Raw genomic sequence first — 16,019 nt, 5'->3', positions numbered from 1 at the left:
AATTCTTTTTTGGTCATTTAAAAGCTGATAACGGCTGTTTACTATCTTTTGGACATCCATACTGCTAAACCGCTATATGCGAAACGGATAACGAATAAGAATGATTGTACTCAGCAATATTTCGAAGGTTTTTGACAACGGGAAACAGGCGCTGACAGCCGTAGATAACGTCAACCTGACGATAGAGCAGGGAAAGATTTACGGGATCATCGGTTACAGCGGGGCCGGGAAAAGTACGCTGATCCGTCTGCTGAACGGTCTGGAAAAGCCCAGCGCCGGCAGCGTCACCATTAACGGTCAGGATATCTCCGCCGCGAAGGGAGAAGCGCTGCGTCAGGCACGCCTGAAAATCAGCATGGTGTTCCAGCACTTTAATCTGCTTTGGTCGCGCACGGTGAAGGAAAACATCGCCTTTTCAATGCAAATTGCCGGTGTGCCAAAAGCGCAAATTCAGGCTCGCGTTGCCGAGCTGGTGGAGCTGGTCGGCCTGAAGGGGCGCGAGAATGCCTACCCATCCCAGCTGAGCGGCGGGCAAAAACAACGTGTGGGCATTGCCCGCGCGCTGGCCAATCATCCGGACGTACTGCTGTGTGACGAAGCCACCTCGGCGCTGGATCCGCAGACCACCGATCAGATCCTCGATCTGCTCCTGGACATTAACCGTCGCTTTAACCTGACCATCGTACTCATTACGCATGAGATGCACGTGGTGCGCAAAATCTGCGACCGCGTGGCGGTGATGGAAAACGGCAAGGTGGTGGAAGAGGGGGACGTGCTGAGCGTGTTTACGCATCCGCAGCAGCCGATCACCCGGCAGTTTGTCCGCCAGGTGAGCCAGTACGCGGAGGAAGAGACCTTCAATACCGAACTGGCAAACGATCTGGAAGGCACGGTAATCAGGCTGACCTTCACCGGGCACAGCACGCACAGGCCGATCGTCGGTGAACTGACCCTGCGCTACGGCCTGCCGTTTAACATCCTGCACGGCAAAATGACGCAAACCGCCCACGGTGTTTTCGGGCAGCTCTGGGTGCACGTGGTGGCATCGGACGAACAACTGAACAATATCCTCGCCGACCTGAAGCAAAGCGATATTGAAGGCGAGGTAATCAAGCATGGCTGAAGAACTCTTTCCGCACCTGAAGTGGGATCAGCTTTGGGCTGCAACCCAGGAGACGCTTTACATGACCGCGCTTTCCGGCGTGGCGACGTTTGTCCTGGGGATCGCGCTCGGTCTGGCGCTGTTTTTAACCGCCCGCGGCGGGTTATTCCACAACCGCACGGTCTACAGCGTGATGTCGATTGTGGTGAACGTGTTCCGCTCGATTCCGTTCATCATTCTTATCGTTCTGCTGATCCCGTTCACCAAGACCGTTGTGGGGACCATTCTTGGCGCTAACGCTGCGCTGCCCGCCCTGATTGTGGGCGCGGCGCCGTTCTACGCCCGTCTGGTCGAGATTGCCCTGCGAGAAGTGGACAAAGGAGTCATTGAGGCCACGCGCTCGATGGGCGCGCGGCTGAGCACGTTAGTGTTTCGGGTTTTATTGCCGGAATCTTCACCCGCACTGGTTTCAGGTATGACGGTGACGCTGATTGCGCTGGTGAGCTACAGCGCAATGGCAGGGGTGATAGGTGCCGGCGGTTTGGGAAATCTGGCTTATCTGGAAGGATTCCAGCGCAACCATGGTGACGTCACGCTGGTGGCAACGGTGACCATTCTGATCATCGTGTTCATTATCCAGTTCTGCGGCGATGCCATTACTTCACTGTTAGATAAACGCTAATAAATACACACAGGAACCACATCATGAAAAAGACACTGACACTGATCGCCGCCGCAACCCTGAGTGCCCTGAGCTTTGCCTCCTGGGCGGACACGCTCACCGTGGGGGCGTCCAACACCCCGCACGCGGAAATTCTGGAGCAGGCTAAGCCGATTCTGGCGAAGCAGGGGATCGATCTGGAGATTAAACCATTCCAGGACTACATTCTGCCAAACACGGCGCTGGCGGGGCATGACATTGACGCCAACTATTTCCAGCACATCCCTTACCTGAACAGCGTCCTGAAAGATCACGCGGGCGATAAGGATTATGATTTTGTCAGTGCGGGCGCAATCCACATTGAGCCGATCGGTATCTATTCGAAAAAATACAAATCGCTGAAGGATCTGCCGGAAGGCGGCAAAATCATCATGCGTGATGCGGTGTCCGAGGAAGGGCGTATTCTCTCCATCTTCGAAAAAGAGGGCGTGATCAAGCTGAAGCCAGGCATCGATAAAGTGACCGCGCGCATCAGCGATATCGTGGAGAACCCGAAAAAGCTGCAATTCACCCCTAACGTTGAGGCATCTCTGCTGCCGCAGATGTACAACAACGACGAAGGTGCTGCGGTGGTGATCAACGCCAACTACGCAATTGATGCCGGTCTGGATCCGGTGCACGATCCCATTGCGGTTGAAAGCGGTGAGAATAACCCGTACGCTAACATCATTACCGTTCATCGCGGTGACGAGAAGAAGAAGGATATCGTCGCGCTGGTGAACGTGCTGCACTCCAAAGAGATTCAGGACTGGATCCGCACCAAATACAAAGGCGCAGTCATCCCGGTAAACAACTAATCTCCTGATTTTCCAGACGAAGCCCGGCGAACTACACGCCGGGCTTCTTTTTTGTATCCAGCCGACGAATGATTTAAGCTGACGGTTTAGGGCAACGGAGTGATGGCAATGGGCAATGTGACCAAAGACGAAGCGCTGTACCAGGAGATGTGTCGGGTGGTAGGCAAGGTCGTTCTCGAAATGCGTGATTTAGGGCAGGAGCCGAAACATATTGTCATTGCGGGCGTTCTGCGTACCGCGCTGGCGAACCAGCGCGTTAAGCGCAGTGAGTTGACCACCAAAGCGATGGAAACGGTGGTTAAAGCGCTGGCCGGCTAACTCGCCAGCGCTTCGCGAGCAGCTCAAGCGAGCAGCAGAGCAGGTAATAGATCACACCCGTGAAGATAAAAATGGCCGCCGGGTAAATTTGCACCCGGTTGTTGATCTGTCCCGCCACCGTGGTCAGTTCAGGAACGTTCACGATAAACGCCAGCGACGTATCCTTCAGCAGGCTGATAAAAATCCCCACCAGCGACGGCAGAATATTTCTCAGCGCCTGCGGCAGCAGCACGCGCCACAGCGTTTGCTGCGTACTGAACCCTTGAGAAAGCGCGGCCTCATTCTGGCCCGACGGCAGGGCTCTCAGTCCGGCTAACACCGAATGCATCACCGCAGCCGCGGTAAACCAGGCCAGCGCCAGCGTGACGGTCGTCGCGCCCGGGAGATCCCTGCCGGTTATCAGTGGCAGCAGATACCACATCCAGAATATCACGAAGATCAGGGGGATCCCGCGAATCAACTCTGCCCACGCAAACAGCGCACTGCGCACCACGCCGGGATAGCGCCAGGCGACGCAAGCCAGCACAATCCCGCCGGGCAGGGCAAGCGCGGCGGCGCCTGCGGCCATCAGCAGTGAGAGCAGTACGCCGCCGGGTTCTCCCGCAGCCGCACGTCCCCAAAGCAGATAATCCAGGTTTTCGACAATAACGTTAAATCCGGGGATCATGATTTTTCCTCCCTGAATGGGGGCCGAGGCGCACCAGCACGCTTCCCGTCACCATCCCGGTAAGCAAGTAGAGCACCGTACCGACGGTGAAGGCTTCCAGTGCATGGGCGTTGTAACTTTCTATCTGGCGGACTTGGTAGGTCAGTTCGGCGAAGCCAATCCCGCTCGCGAGCGAGGAGAGCTTCATCAGGTTAAGGTACTGGCCAACGACGGGCTGCCAGGCGTTAGCAAGCCCCTGAGGCAGAAGAATGTAGCGAAACAGACGCCATGAGGAAAATCCCTGGGCGAGCGCCGCCTCCCGCTGTCCGGCAGGCACGGAACGCAGCCCCGATTCCACTTCTTCGATTAAAAACGCCGAGGTAAAGACGCCTAACCCCCAGGCGGAGCATAAAAACTCGGGCGTAAACCACCAGACGTCACCGGGCAAAATGGACCAGCTGTGGTCTGCGTTCACCGCGTCACGCAGCCCCTGCGGCAACCCGTTCCAGGCGGCGAAATACCAGAACAGCAGCTGTACCAGCAGCGGCGTATTGCGAAACAGCGATACCCAGCAGCTGACGATCAATGTCCCGAAACGTCCCCCGGAAAGCCGCAAAAGCATAAAGAACAAGGCGAGCAGGCTGGCCAGCATAATCCCCGCCAGCGTCACCCACAGAGTGGTGAGAAATCCGGAGAGGATCCAGTGCAGGGGCTGTCCGGCCAGCACCCCCTGCCAGTCCAGAGCGGGCATTACAGTTGCTCCTGATGCAGCGGATCCAGCACTTTTTGCAGGAAACGCCTCGCACGGGGATGCGACGGTTGATTGAAAAATTGCGCCGGGGGCGCGGTTTCCAGAATTTTTCCGCCGTCGATAAAGACGATTCGATCGGCAATTTCCCGGGCGAACTGCATCTCATGGGTAACGACAATCATGGTGATCCCGCTGTGGGCGAGGGTTTTCATCACAAACAGCACTTCGCCAATCATTTCCGGGTCGAGTGCCGACGTCGGCTCGTCAAAGAGAATGATTTGCGGCGACGAGGCCAGAGCACGGGCAATCGCCACGCGCTGCTGCTGTCCGCCGGAAAGTTCAGCGGGGAAGCGGTGCGCCTTCTCCAGCATGCCGACCTTCTCCAGCAGCGCCAGCGCGCGCTCCTGGGCGGGCAGGGGTTTCCAGCCGTGAACGTGCTCCAGTGCCAGGGTGATGTTCTGACTGGCGGTAAGGTGGGCATAGAGATTGAACTGCTGGAACACAAACCCGACGCGGCTGCGTAACTGACGTAGCCTGCTGCCGGAAAGCTGTCCGGTCGGCTTGTGGTCGATCAGAATCTCCCCGCCGCTCAGGCTCTCAAGCTGGTTGATAAGCCGAATCAGGGTCGATTTTCCGGAACCCGAAGGGCCGAGAATGGCAACCACTTCACCCGGCATGATGGTGAGGTTAATGTCGGTTAAAACCGGATGATCGCCGTAGCGTTTGTCCACATGGCGAAACTCAACGCTGGCCTGTTCCAGAAGTGAAAAATCCGCGGCATTGGCCGCGGAGCGTGAAAATAAACCTGAGAGCATATTACCGGGCTTCTATTTTAAAGTTACGAGGCTGTGGAGCTGGGGTGCCTGGACCGAACCAGACGTCATAGATTTTTGCCGCCTGGCCGTTTTTCTCCAGGGTTACCAGCTCATCGTTAACGGCTTTCAGCAGCGCCGTTTCACCCTTTTTCACCCCCACGCCAATCTCTTCTTTACTGAGCAGGTCGGGCAGGATTTTGAAGTCGGCTTTATCCGGCGCCTGCGCCAGCAGACCGGCCAGAATGGTGCTGTCCTGGGTAATGGCCTGCACGTTGCCATTGCGCAGTGCCGTCAGCGCCAGCGGAATATCATCATAAGAGAGGACGCGGGACTGCGGAAAACGCTGGTGCAGCGCCTGTTCACCCGTCGTACCTTTTACGGCGCCAATGCGTGCCCGGCTATAGTCATCAAGCTTGTCCGGTGATTTTGCCGGAACCAGGAACTGCTGGCCGGTGACAAAGTAAGGCGTTGAGAAATCAATGACCTGTGCGCGTTCCGGAGTGATCGTGATATCCGCCACGATGAGATCCGCTTTTCCGGACTGTAGCAGCGGTATACGGTTAGCCGGATTAGTGGCGACCAGTTCAAGCTTGACGCCGAGCGATTTCGCCAGCGCTTTGGCGAAGTCCACGTCGTAACCCACGATCTCATGCGTTTTGGCATCAATCGAGCCAAAGGGTGGATTGGCATCAAACGTGGCCACTTTCACCACGCCTGCTGCCTTGATATCCGCCAGCCGATCGGCCTGCGCCTGCGCTGAAACCAGGCCCCAGGCTGCCACTAATCCCAGAACCTGCGCCCGTTTTTTAAACCCTTTCATTTTTGCAGCCATAGTCATACGCCATCCCGTTGTTTTTGTTTTACCCCGTTACGCTCCCATAAGGGAAAGCTATCGCCAAATAAGAAATCGTTCTTTGCTATGAGAAAAAAAGCATGAGTGAACAAGGTGTTAAAGAAGAGAGCAGACGGCGGGGCGCTATTTGCAGATCCTGCACATCGACAGTGGATTTTGATATTTCCCCGGGCGCAATTTGGGTGTTTAACTGAGGACAGGTTAAGCGAGAAGGGTAATGACGATGAAAAAATGGATAAGCACGTTACGGCGGTTATTTGCGCCCCGACCAATGAATGCGGAGAACAGCGCGCAACGTGTTCTTGAGTCAATACTACCTGTCGCCAGCCTGTATGGCGTGGACGTAGCCAACATCGACCCGGAGTGGTTCCATGATAAAACGTCACGCTGAACTGCGCCGGACGCGCGAAATGTACTGGAATGAGCTGTGCGTGGTGTCTGTAAAGCGAGGATGAAGGGAAAAATACCCAGGCTAATCCTCGGTAAATGATGGCCGTTTTGTTACCACTATCTCCTTTCACAGATGGAGATAATAATGAAACGGACAGTATTAACCCCCGCGCTTTCTGCCTCCGCACTTCTGCTTACCATGCAGGCGGTACACGCTGGTCCACAGGCGCATGTTGTATGCAGTTATTCCCACACCCTCGGCGATGATGCCATTATGATGTTCGGCATGCCCAATGAGGCTATGCTGCACGATTTTTTTGGTAACGTGCACGCGGATGCTTACTCCAGCCGTGAATCTCTGCGTACCCAGGAAAAGACCACCTGCGATAACAAAGCAGACAGCTCGGCCTACTGGGCTCCGTCGCTAAAATTGCCGGACGGAACGGTGGTCAAACCCGCCTATCAAAAAACCTATTATCAGGCATCGAATGTTGACGCCTGGCCGCTTCATCCGTTTCCGCCGGGGCTGTCGCTGCTGGCGGGCGATCATCATGGCACCGCGCCAAATCCGCATATCACCTTTTTATGCGCCAATGGCAAGGGCTACACCACCAGAACGGGTGAAGTCTGCGGCTTACGCAAGGCGAAGGATGCCGTGCAGTTTAATATCGGCATTCAGTTCCCGAACTGCTGGGACGGGGTCAACCTGAAGCCCGCCCACGGCCTGGCTAACGCCACCTACGATACGAGAGGACAGTGTCCGTCCGCCTTCCCGGTGAAGATCCCGACGGTGAACATGAATATTGCGTACGTGCTCCCGACAATTAGCTCTCTGGATACCAGTAAAGTCCAGCTTTCCCTCGACCCCATCATGCATGGCAGTGAGCGTGAAGAGCGGTGGGGGAGCCTGTATACGGCGCATGCTGACTTCATGAAAGGCTGGACGGAAGATGCCGCGCGATTTATGACCGACCTGTGCATGAACCGGGGAATGGATTGCGGCACCACCGTGCCGTATGGTTATTCAAAAGCGAAGGCTAACGTCTGGCTCAGCAGCATGGAACCGGCACTTTCACAGCCCGATCCCCAGGTCTTACTGGTGCAGGATAACTGGAAGAACGGTGGACGCACGAAAAACAGCGAAACATTGTCGCTGGTGAAGTTCAACATCCCTCCGCTGCCTGCCGGACAGGATCCTGCCCAGTTTAAATACCGCGTGAGAATTTATGGCGGGAAAGTGGAAACTGACGGCGCGGATCAAATCTTCTTCTATCCGGCGAGTAACGACTGGGAACCGGCCACCGTGAGCTGGCAGTCACGACCGTCCTGCAACTATCGCTCGGATGCGGTGCTGTACCTGAACCACTCCCGCGAATACCGGATGGTGGACGTGGATAAAGCGGTGCGCAAGGCGCTGGCAGAAGGGAAAACCGACATTTCGTGGTATATCGGCGGCGATCGTCAGGGAAATCACTATCAGTTTGAGACGGGGTCATCTACCCAAAGCCTGATCCTGATGCTGACCGGGTTTAGCAAAACGCCGGAGATCTGATAGCGGGTAGCAAAAGGCATTCATAAAAAAAAAAGCACCGGGGAGCCCGGTGCTTTTTCTTCAGATCTTGCAGGCATCGCCGCAGTCGTCATCGGCGACAATCGCCTGGGCTTTTTTATCCGCATCGTCGAGACGTTCCGCGTTGCGCTCTTCTGCTTCATCCAGCCCGTTAAAGACTAAGTTATCGAGATCAATTTCCATGTGCCACCTGCGTTATTCAGTTTTTGATACTCGCACAGTATAAGTCAAAAAAAGCGGGCCAGGCACCCCTCAGCACATATGGATAATCCCTGCCATACTCAGTGCTTTATTGCTGAGGAAAACCGATGATTACACTCTGTAAAACCTGCGGTACCGCTTACGATGAACAGCCCAAAAACTGCCCGATTTGCGACGATGAGCGCCAGTATGTCCCGGTGACGGGCCAGGCATGGACGGACTTCGACAGCCTTACGACCACGCACACCAACAAATGGCAACAGCTGGAGCCGCAGCTGTTCAGCATCAAAACCGTTCCCGCTTTTGCCATCAACCAGCGGGCGCTCCTGCTGCGTACGCCACAGGGCAATGTTCTGTGGGACTGCATCGCCAATCTTGACCCCGCGACCAGAGCGTTAGTTGACGCGCTCGGGGGAATCAGCGCGATCGCGATTTCGCACCCGCATTACTACACCACCATGCAGGAGTGGGCCGCGGCGTTTAACGCACCGATCTACCTGCACGCCAGCGATCGGCAGTGGGTGATGCGTGACAGCCCGGCGATACGCTTCTGGGAGGAGGACGCCCTGGAGATTATGCCTTTGGTGACTCTGCTGCGGCTGGGCGGGCACTTTGCCGGCGGCACGGTGCTGCACTGGCAGTCAGGCGACGGCGTGCTGCTGGCCGGTGATATTTTGCAGGTTACGCCCGGTAAGGACGCCGTGTCGTTTATGTGGAGTTATCCGAATATGCTGCCGCTGCCTGCCCGCACCGTTGAGTCGGTGATTGGCCGACTGACAGGGAAAACGTACCAGCGCCTGTACGGGGCCTTTGAAGGGCAGAACATCCCGGCGAACGCGGATGAGATCGTGCAGCGGTCGGGCCAGAAATATATTGCTTGTCTCCGCTAAGGTGCGGTGGTTAAATTTTACGAGTGTGATCGCGATCATACCTAAACTAAAACAGATAAAAGAGAAATGGCTATGCAACATATCATTGAAGGTTTTCTCAGCTTTCAAAAAGAGATTTTCCCGCAACGTAAAGAGCTTTTTCGTAGTTTAGCGTCCAGTCAGAATCCCAAAGCGCTGTTCATCTCCTGCTCCGACAGCCGTCTGGTTCCGGAACTGGTTACGCAACAGGAGCCAGGACAGCTCTTTGTCATTCGAAACGCGGGCAACATTGTGCCACCGTTCGGGCCGGAGCCTGGCGGTGTCTCTGCGACCATCGAATATGCTGTTGTTGCCCTGGGCGTGACCGATATCGTTATTTGCGGCCACTCCAACTGCGGCGCAATGAAGGCGATTGCTGACAACGCCGATCTGGAGCCGATGCCAGCCGTTTCCCACTGGCTGCGCTATTCTGATGCGGCAAAAGCGGTGGTTGAGAAGAAAACCTGGGATAAGCCAATCGATAAGGTGAATGCGATGGTGCAGGAGAACGTCTTTGCGCAGCTGAGCAATATCAAGACCCATCCGTCGGTGGCGGTAGGCCTGCGCAACAACGCCATTCGCCTGCACGGCTGGGTATATGACATCGAAAGCGGCAAAATCCTTGCCCTGGACAAGAACACTAAATCGTTCGTGTCGCTGTCGGAAAACCCGGACGTCTTCTTCGAGTAACCCGACCCCGCAGGGCAGGGAAGCTCTGTTAAAATTCCATGAATGGTAACTTCCTTCGCACGCCTGTCGCAGGTTTTCCAGCCGCTTTCGCCATCGCTTTACCAATTTCAGCGCACTCAGACAAACCCTGAACAAAGGGATGATCGTGCATCAGCCAGGGGATCGCCCCAAAAGCGATGCGCCCCCGCAGTGATGCAGGCGCCTGCAACGTATAGTCTTCCCCCACGTCCGGGACGTCATCGCCGGTTTCCGCAAGCTGTTTACGCAGGGTGGGGAAGGGAATGTCCTTGTTTCTGAGTGGCTTTTGCCCGCGCGCATCGATAAACACGTCGAAGCGGTAACGCTTTTCTGCCGTGGTGATGACGGTCTGATCGCTGCCGATATCCAGGTCGTAATCATCACCGAGTGCGACCACGCTAATGATCCCTGCCTCGCGCAGCGCCAGTAAACGGCGGATAGACTGCGGTGGAATGGCGGCATAATTATCGATAAACACACGCTCCAGCCCGGATTTAAACCGCTCTCTGTCATGCTCACTGAGTGAAGGGACGATGGCCTGAACCACTTCATGCAGACGAAGCACGGTATAGCGCCAGGCAACGGTGCGTTTTTCGCGCTTGTTGCGCTCCACTTCTTTCAGATTCGCTTCGGCCCAGGTGAAAGGGCCATGCTTTTTACGATCCTCAAACCAGACATCACGAAGCGTGTCGGCATTCAGCGTACCGAGCGATATCGCCTGGCACCAGCGCGGATCGGCCAGCTCGAGCTCTTTCACCATCAGCGCAAAGATGCGGTCAAGCAGCCCGTCCGGGCCTTTGGCGATTTCGCTTTCCGCCACAGACTCCGTTAACACGGACAGCGGTTCATAAGGGATAGGGCAGTAGAAGTCGGCCTCCGGCAGAACGCCCGTGCGGGACATCAGCGTGATATTTAACCCTTCGCTGCCTTTATTGACAACGAACTGCTCCCCGCTAAACCGGCCATGCTGCATCACAACCGCCATTGCAGCATCCAGCCCGCTGAGGGAAGTACCCATGATCCCCACCTCACAGGCTCGGACCTCCGCGTCCATCAGCCCTGACCATGGGCTTGGGAAATATGCGCGGGTGGTTTCATCTTCATCAGGCCAGACGTGGCCGGTGGCAACAACCGCAAGATCAAACCGCCTTGAGAAAGGGGCATCGTTCACTGAAAGGGCCACACCGTCTGCATCAGCCTTAATATCCGTGACTTCTGCGTTGGGGTGCACCTCGACATGAAAGCCCGACTTTTTCGCCTCAGCAACGACGGCAAGAAACCGATCGTGAAAATATTCACCCAACAGAATACGCGGCAGGAATTGCCGGTCGTGCAGTTTCTCACTATCGACGTTATAGCGGGCAAGATGGGCCGCACTCTGCTGTTTGAGCCAGTCGAGGTAGGTAATAAAAATGGGCGGGATTTCGATACTGGCGATGTTCGCCAGCATCAGCCGGGAATTATCCTCGTCGCTGTAGGGCATCCCGACACCGGGTTGGTCTGCCTTTTCGAACACGGTGATCGAAAGCGGTGCTGCGTTGTTAAGAAGTGAGTAAAAGGTATAAATCCCTGTTGGACCTGAGCCGATAATGGCGATTTTTTTCATCGAAAGCGTTCCTGCATTTCTGAACCATAAAATAAGCGTAGCAGGAGAAAGGTTAAATCATTCAATGAAGGAAAAAATTAAGACGTTTTGAAGAGGGGATGTTGCGCCCCTTCTTGAACTTATGGGAAGGTCAATTCAATTGACCCTGGCTGATTAGATATGATTCTGCCTGATTTCTGAAAGGAAAGACTGTTTGTTCCCAGGTTTAACGATTATCTGTATGTGATGGGGGTTAAAAAGTACGGTAACTTCGCCGGCGGGCTTGACCTGCACAGCGTCAGTGAGGAGAACCAGCTGATTTTATCAGGAGAATTCTCCATCTTACGGTCAGTGTACTTTTTAACATGCAGGCTGATGCCGCCCGTGGAAGACAGCCCTGCTCGGGCTCAAAAGATGGCATAGCACACTGTACATCGGATGGTCGTTTTGTCTGCAATGACGGAAGTCTGAGCCAGTCGAAGCGATTCTGTTCAGGTTATGGTGCCTCCGAACTGCCCCGGCAGGTAAAACCCTCCCCCTCCGCCAGGCAAGCGCAGACGAAAAAGAAAACAGCCGTGAAAGGCCAGGAGCAGCGTGTTGTAGAAAACAATGCGCAGTTCGATACACAACCGCGGCAACCTACATGCGCCCTTCTCTATATGGCCAACAAGCCCGGATTCACCCATTTACCCGTTTGTTCAGGAAATCAGTATTTATCCGCCAGTGTAAACGTTCTTTGTCTGTTATTCGAACTGATAAGACGCTTGCAGGTGGAAACCCACCTGAACGCGCTGGACGACGCTGTTACAGCGTATGGCATTAAAGCATGCCGTTCGCACCTTCCGGCTACATGGCGAACTTACTGCATGGCTGGGGTTTATGTTTTCTGCATGATTGATAAAAGGGAGGGAAAATTATGACCAGGGCTGAAGAGTTTTGTCGTTCCTGAAATGTGAACACTGGCAGATGGATGCGCACGCATCGCTCAAAAAACGATCTTTTTCGGGCGGATACTGAGATCAGAAAAGCATATGACCTTGAACAGTAATCACAATGACTGGAGGGATATGCTAATGAAGCGACAAGATATAAACGCATTAAAGAATTTTGATTTTCTGGCACGCAGTTTTGCCCGTATGTACGCCCTGGGCCAGCCAGTTGATATCGATGCCGTGACCGGCAATATGAGTTATGAACAGCAGGCATGGTTCCGGGAGCGATATGACCACTACCGAAAGCAGGCTGAGCGGGCGAGAGTGATAGAACTGCGATGATGTAACGAATAACGGGCTTAACGGCCCGTTGCGTTTTTTAGGTTCCAGCTACATTTTGCAGCTCCTGAGGTTGAAATATTGTGCGGTAACCTCATATAGAAAGCGGGTAAGGAATACCTGCCCGTAAGACATGAACTTTTTGAATATTCTTTTTTACTGTTCAGGAGGTACATGATGACTCTGAGAGCTTTTCCCATGTTGAACGATCTCTCCGACTCTCTGTTTGCGGACCGTTTTAACCGTATCGATCGCCTTTTTAGCCAGCTAACCGGCAGTACGCCGTTGCCCTCCACGCCTTCTTACAATATCCGGCGGGTGGGTGATAACCGCTATGAACTGACGCTGAGCGTGCCGGGCTGGAAAGAGAGCGAACTGGAAATTGAAACCGTTGGCGGTCAGCTGAATATCAGCGGTAAACGTGAAGAAGAGAAAACCGAAAACGGCGAAGAAGGGTGGATCCATCGGGGTATCAGCCGCAGCGACTTCCGGGCCAGCTATAGTCTGCCGGAGCATGTGAAAGTAACCGGCGCTTCGCTGGAAAACGGCTTGCTGGCGATTGAATTACACCAGGATATCCCGGAAGAAGAGAAACCGCAGCGCATCGCCATCAACAACAACCCGGCGATTGAACATAAGCAGTAATCATTGATTGACGTTGTTTTCACGCCCGGCAAACGCCGGGCGTTTTGCTAACCTGATGGGGCTTATGCCATTCCGCTCTTTCGCTGCACGCGCGGGCTGGAGGTCACTTTCGATGTGCTTAAAAGGTTTGCTGCCTCTGCATGAGGCTGAACGGGAATGAAATGTGCGAGAAAACAGATTGGTGCGTCTGAATGGACTCGAACCATCGACCCCCACCATGTCAAGGTGGTGCTCTAACCAACTGAGCTACAGACGCAGAATGGTGCGTTCAATTGGACTCGAACCAACGACCCCCACCATGTCAAGGTGGTGCTCTAACCAACTGAGCTATGAACGCATTGTGTTGTCGGTGACAACGGGGACGAATATTAGCGGCACAGCCCCAAGGTGGCAAGAGGGAAAATGCATTTTTCTCTCTGATTTCACGCGATTGCTTCATTACCGCGCAAAGTGAAGAGAAAGTAGCCGCCAGGCGGCGGCTACTGTGTTATTAACGTGCAGCGCGCTGCAAAATTACCGCAGACGGCTGACGTTGCAGGAAGCGCATACGCAGCATCATCATAATGGCCGCAGACGTTAAGCCGATGATAAAGCCCATCCAGAATCCGGCTGGCCCCATGCGATCCACCACCAGATCCGTGAACGCCAGAATGTACCCGCACGGCAGACCCAGCACCCAGTAAGCGATAAAGGTGATAAAGAAGATGGAACGCGTATCTTTATACCCACGCAGCACGCCGCTTCCAATCACCTGGATGGAGTCAGAGATCTGATAAATGGCCGCCAGCAGCATCAGATGCGAGGCCAGGGTCACTACCTCCGGGTTGTCGTTATAGAGCAGGGCAATTTGCTCACGCAACAGCACGGTAAAGAGCGCGGTACAGACTGCCATGCAGACGCCGACGCCGAGGCCGGTGCGGGCTGCCGTTTGCGCGTCCAGCGTCGAGCCTTGCCCCAGACGGAAGCCCACGCGAATCGTCACCGCGGCAGCCAGGGACATCGGCAGGACGAACATCAAAGAGCTGAAGTTCAGGGCGATCTGGTGTCCTGCGACATCAATAATCCCTAACGGCGAGACCAGCAGGGCGACGACGGCAAACAGCGTCACTTCGAAGAACAGCGCCAGCGCAATGGGTAACCCCAGCTGAATGAGACGGGTCATGAGCGTCCAGTCAGGTGCGCTGAACGAGGTGTCGTTACGAATGTCACGCATGGATCGCGCATGTTTAATGTAGGTGAGCATACAGCCGAACATCACCCAGTACACCGCAGCCGTTGCCACGCCGCAGCCCACGCCGCCGAGTTCCGGCATGCCAAAATGACCGTAAATGAAGATATAGTTCACGGGAATGTTCACCAGCAAGCCGATAAAGCCCATCACCATGCCCGGCTTGGTTTTTGCCAGCCCTTCACACTGGTTACGTGCCACCTGGAAGAACAGATAGCCGGGCGCGCCCCAGAGCAGGGCGCGCAGATAACCGACCGCCTTATCCGCCAGCGCCGGGTCGATATTATGCATGGCGCGAATAATATACCCGGCGTTCCACAGGACGATCATAATCAGGACGGAGACACCCCCGGCCAGCCAGAAGCCCTGGCGCACCTGATGGGCCACGCGGTCGCGTCGACCGGAGCCGTTAAGCTGCGCGATAACGGGCGTCAGCGCCAGCAGCAGGCCGTGACCAAAAAGAATGGCCGGAAGCCAGATTGAGGTTCCGATCGCCACGGCGGCCATATCGGTGGCGCTGTAACCACCGGCCATTACCGTATCCACAAATCCCATTGCGGTTTGGGCTACCTGCGCGACGATCACCGGTATGGCCAGTGCCAATAACTGACGCGCTTCGATCATATACTTCTGCACGTGAACACCTTTGTATTGTAGTTATTTGAGAGACTAAAAAGGCCGCCGTTACTGGCAGCAAGAAGAAAAAACAGAGGGATGCCAGCTATTGTAGCGGGGTTTAACTAATTATCTAGTGAAAAAATCGCCAGAAATTGCGCATCACTGGCAACCTGTTTTTTCAACTGTTATTGTGGTGGGATTATACGGTGTCATCGCCGTTCGGAATGAACAGGAGCTGTAAGCATGTTTACTGGTATTGTGCAGGGCACTGCCAAAGTGGTGTCCATTGATGAAAAACCGAATTTCCGTACTCACGTAGTTGAGCTGCCTGAATATATGCTCGACGGCATTGAAACCGGGGCGTCGATAGCGCATAACGGCTGCTGCCTGACGGTGACCGAAATTAACGGTAACCAGATAAGCTTTGATTTAATGAAAGAGACGCTGCGTATCACTAACCTGGGTGAGCTGGTGGTGGGAGATATCGTTAACGTTGAACGCGCGGCGAAATTCAGCGATGAGATTGGCGGGCATCTGATGTCGGGCCATATTATGACCACCGCAGAAGTGGCGAAAATCGTGACCTCGGAAAATAACCGTCAAATCTGGTTTAAGGTGCAGGATCCGTCATTAATGAAATACATCCTTTATAAAGGATTTATTGGCATCGATGGGATTAGTCTGACCGTCGGTGAAGTGACGCCAACGCGTTTTTGCGTGCATTTAATTCCTGAAACGCTGCAACGTACTACGCTTGGCGCAAAAAAACTGGGGCAGCGCGTAAATATCGAAATTGATCCCCAGACCCAGGCGGTCGTGGATACCGTTGAGCGCGTACTGGCGGCGAAAGAGGCGGCGATAATTAAAACCAAGGAAGAAGAATAAAAAATAA

The 16,019-nt window shown here is 54.6% G+C and carries 18 protein-coding genes and 2 tRNA genes; 11 read left to right on the top strand and 9 right to left on the bottom strand.

All coding sequences use genetic code 11. The features are described 5' to 3' along the window. Positions 1-100 precede the first annotated feature (100 nt). The 4 genes from SK62_RS11705 (at position 101) to fumD (ending at position 2,938) form a co-directional block, all read left to right on the top strand. Positions 101-1,123, top strand: coding sequence for a methionine ABC transporter ATP-binding protein (locus tag SK62_RS11705; protein ID WP_047719404.1), 1,023 nt, complete (start codon positions 101-103; stop codon positions 1,121-1,123). Continuing rightward, entirely contained in the window at positions 1,116-1,784 is a 669-nt protein-coding gene (locus SK62_RS11700; protein WP_017384621.1) for a methionine ABC transporter permease, read from the top strand. Before SK62_RS11705 ends, SK62_RS11700 begins: the two co-directional genes overlap by 8 nt. Before the next feature lie 23 nt (positions 1,785-1,807). Next, positions 1,808-2,620: a MetQ/NlpA family ABC transporter substrate-binding protein gene (locus SK62_RS11695; protein WP_003857677.1), complete on the top strand. Its 813-nt coding sequence runs from the start codon at positions 1,808-1,810 to the stop codon at positions 2,618-2,620. Positions 2,621-2,728: 108 nt separating this feature from the next. Beyond that, the gene (fumD, locus tag SK62_RS11690; RefSeq protein WP_003857676.1) at positions 2,729-2,938 is read left to right on the top strand and encodes a fumarate hydratase FumD; all 210 of its coding nucleotides are present in this window, start codon (positions 2,729-2,731) and stop codon (positions 2,936-2,938) included. Here fumD and SK62_RS11685 read toward each other — a convergent pair. Genes SK62_RS11685 through SK62_RS11670 form a run of 4 tightly spaced genes read right to left on the bottom strand, consistent with a single transcriptional unit; the run spans position 2,919 to position 5,982 of the window. Then, positions 2,919-3,605, bottom strand: coding sequence for an amino acid ABC transporter permease (locus tag SK62_RS11685; RefSeq protein ID WP_015570700.1), 687 nt, complete (start codon positions 3,603-3,605; stop codon positions 2,919-2,921). The two genes, fumD and SK62_RS11685, sit on opposite strands and share 20 nt — an antisense overlap. Continuing rightward, positions 3,589-4,335, bottom strand: a complete 747-nt coding sequence (locus tag SK62_RS11680; protein ID WP_047057699.1) for an amino acid ABC transporter permease — start codon at positions 4,333-4,335, stop codon at positions 3,589-3,591. The genes SK62_RS11685 and SK62_RS11680 overlap by 17 nt, the downstream gene beginning before the upstream one ends. Continuing rightward, positions 4,335-5,150, bottom strand: coding sequence for an amino acid ABC transporter ATP-binding protein (locus SK62_RS11675; RefSeq protein ID WP_017384620.1), 816 nt, complete (start codon positions 5,148-5,150; stop codon positions 4,335-4,337). Before SK62_RS11675 ends, SK62_RS11680 begins: the two co-directional genes overlap by 1 nt. Position 5,151: 1 nt before the next feature. Beyond that, on the bottom strand, positions 5,152-5,982 hold the full coding sequence (locus tag SK62_RS11670) for an ABC transporter substrate-binding protein (RefSeq protein WP_044488997.1): 831 nt from the start codon (positions 5,980-5,982) through the stop codon (positions 5,152-5,154). Between the two features lie 244 nt (positions 5,983-6,226). Here SK62_RS11670 and SK62_RS23060 point away from each other — a divergent pair, with 244 nt between their 5' ends. Together SK62_RS23060 and SK62_RS11660 are read left to right on the top strand one after the other, a co-directional pair. After that, the gene (locus SK62_RS23060; protein WP_032619795.1) at positions 6,227-6,394 is read left to right on the top strand and encodes a hypothetical protein; all 168 of its coding nucleotides are present in this window, start codon (positions 6,227-6,229) and stop codon (positions 6,392-6,394) included. 144 nt (positions 6,395-6,538) lie between these two features. Next, complete coding sequence (locus SK62_RS11660; RefSeq protein ID WP_047719405.1) at positions 6,539-7,945, top strand: DUF1996 domain-containing protein; 1,407 nt, start codon at positions 6,539-6,541, stop codon at positions 7,943-7,945. A 60-nt stretch (positions 7,946-8,005) separates the two neighbouring features. On the opposite strand, the gene SK62_RS22895 is transcribed toward SK62_RS11660, so the two are convergent. Beyond that, on the bottom strand, positions 8,006-8,146 hold the full coding sequence (locus tag SK62_RS22895) for a hypothetical protein (protein WP_003857665.1): 141 nt from the start codon (positions 8,144-8,146) through the stop codon (positions 8,006-8,008). Positions 8,147-8,271: 125 nt separating this feature from the next. Here SK62_RS22895 and SK62_RS11650 point away from each other — a divergent pair, with 125 nt between their 5' ends. Together SK62_RS11650 and SK62_RS11645 are read left to right on the top strand one after the other, a co-directional pair. Next, positions 8,272-9,054, top strand: coding sequence for an MBL fold metallo-hydrolase (locus SK62_RS11650; RefSeq protein WP_023303556.1), 783 nt, complete (start codon positions 8,272-8,274; stop codon positions 9,052-9,054). 72 nt (positions 9,055-9,126) lie between these two features. Then, complete coding sequence (locus SK62_RS11645) at positions 9,127-9,762, top strand: carbonic anhydrase (protein WP_015570694.1); 636 nt, start codon at positions 9,127-9,129, stop codon at positions 9,760-9,762. A 28-nt stretch (positions 9,763-9,790) separates the two neighbouring features. Here SK62_RS11645 and SK62_RS11640 read toward each other — a convergent pair whose 3' ends face one another. After that, positions 9,791-11,386, bottom strand: coding sequence for an FAD-NAD(P)-binding protein (locus SK62_RS11640; protein ID WP_047719406.1), 1,596 nt, complete (start codon positions 11,384-11,386; stop codon positions 9,791-9,793). Positions 11,387-12,438: 1,052 nt separating this feature from the next. Between SK62_RS11640 and glgS the strand changes: the two genes are divergently transcribed. Next, a complete protein-coding gene (gene glgS / locus SK62_RS11635; protein WP_023296382.1) occupies positions 12,439-12,639 on the top strand; it encodes a cell surface composition regulator GlgS in 201 nt (66 codons plus the stop codon). A 171-nt stretch (positions 12,640-12,810) separates the two neighbouring features. Continuing rightward, positions 12,811-13,281, top strand: coding sequence for an Hsp20 family protein (locus SK62_RS11630; protein WP_080346150.1), 471 nt, complete (start codon positions 12,811-12,813; stop codon positions 13,279-13,281). Between the two features lie 179 nt (positions 13,282-13,460). On the opposite strand, the gene SK62_RS11625 is transcribed toward SK62_RS11630, so the two are convergent. From SK62_RS11625 to mdtK, 3 genes are all read right to left on the bottom strand, one after another. Further along, positions 13,461-13,537, bottom strand: a tRNA-Val gene (locus SK62_RS11625). Between the two features lie 4 nt (positions 13,538-13,541). Then, a tRNA-Val gene (locus SK62_RS11620) sits at positions 13,542-13,618 on the bottom strand. 153 nt (positions 13,619-13,771) lie between these two features. Then, positions 13,772-15,145: an MdtK family multidrug efflux MATE transporter gene (mdtK, locus tag SK62_RS11615; RefSeq protein WP_047719409.1), complete on the bottom strand. Its 1,374-nt coding sequence runs from the start codon at positions 15,143-15,145 to the stop codon at positions 13,772-13,774. A gap of 225 nt (positions 15,146-15,370) precedes the next feature. Between mdtK and SK62_RS11610 the strand changes: the two genes are divergently transcribed. Continuing rightward, on the top strand, positions 15,371-16,012 hold the full coding sequence (locus SK62_RS11610; RefSeq protein WP_047719410.1) for a riboflavin synthase: 642 nt from the start codon (positions 15,371-15,373) through the stop codon (positions 16,010-16,012). Positions 16,013-16,019 lie beyond the last annotated feature (7 nt).

This window comes from Enterobacter sp. BIDMC109, from assembly GCF_001037885.1.
GTDB lineage: Bacteria > Pseudomonadota > Gammaproteobacteria > Enterobacterales > Enterobacteriaceae > Enterobacter > Enterobacter hormaechei_C.
This window is presented reverse-complemented; position numbering and strand designations above follow the sequence as displayed.

Coding starts and splice junctions, on each gene's coding strand:
- SK62_RS11705 (WP_047719404.1), top strand. CDS start 101: ATGATTGTACTCAGCAATATTTCGAAGGTTTTTGACAACGGGAAACAG.
- SK62_RS11700 (WP_017384621.1), top strand. CDS start 1,116: ATGGCTGAAGAACTCTTTCCGCACCTGAAGTGGGATCAGCTTTGGGCT.
- SK62_RS11695 (WP_003857677.1), top strand. CDS start 1,808: ATGAAAAAGACACTGACACTGATCGCCGCCGCAACCCTGAGTGCCCTG.
- fumD (WP_003857676.1), top strand. CDS start 2,729: ATGGGCAATGTGACCAAAGACGAAGCGCTGTACCAGGAGATGTGTCGG.
- SK62_RS11685 (WP_015570700.1), bottom strand. CDS start 3,605: ATGATCCCCGGATTTAACGTTATTGTCGAAAACCTGGATTATCTGCTT.
- SK62_RS11680 (WP_047057699.1), bottom strand. CDS start 4,335: ATGCCCGCTCTGGACTGGCAGGGGGTGCTGGCCGGACAGCCCCTGCAC.
- SK62_RS11675 (WP_017384620.1), bottom strand. CDS start 5,150: ATGCTCTCAGGTTTATTTTCACGCTCCGCGGCCAATGCCGCGGATTTT.
- SK62_RS11670 (WP_044488997.1), bottom strand. CDS start 5,982: ATGGCTGCAAAAATGAAAGGGTTTAAAAAACGGGCGCAGGTTCTGGGA.
- SK62_RS23060 (WP_032619795.1), top strand. CDS start 6,227: ATGAAAAAATGGATAAGCACGTTACGGCGGTTATTTGCGCCCCGACCA.
- SK62_RS11660 (WP_047719405.1), top strand. CDS start 6,539: ATGAAACGGACAGTATTAACCCCCGCGCTTTCTGCCTCCGCACTTCTG.
- SK62_RS22895 (WP_003857665.1), bottom strand. CDS start 8,146: ATGGAAATTGATCTCGATAACTTAGTCTTTAACGGGCTGGATGAAGCA.
- SK62_RS11650 (WP_023303556.1), top strand. CDS start 8,272: ATGATTACACTCTGTAAAACCTGCGGTACCGCTTACGATGAACAGCCC.
- SK62_RS11645 (WP_015570694.1), top strand. CDS start 9,127: ATGCAACATATCATTGAAGGTTTTCTCAGCTTTCAAAAAGAGATTTTC.
- SK62_RS11640 (WP_047719406.1), bottom strand. CDS start 11,386: ATGAAAAAAATCGCCATTATCGGCTCAGGTCCAACAGGGATTTATACC.
- glgS (WP_023296382.1), top strand. CDS start 12,439: ATGAAGCGACAAGATATAAACGCATTAAAGAATTTTGATTTTCTGGCA.
- SK62_RS11630 (WP_080346150.1), top strand. CDS start 12,811: ATGATGACTCTGAGAGCTTTTCCCATGTTGAACGATCTCTCCGACTCT.
- SK62_RS11610 (WP_047719410.1), top strand. CDS start 15,371: ATGTTTACTGGTATTGTGCAGGGCACTGCCAAAGTGGTGTCCATTGAT.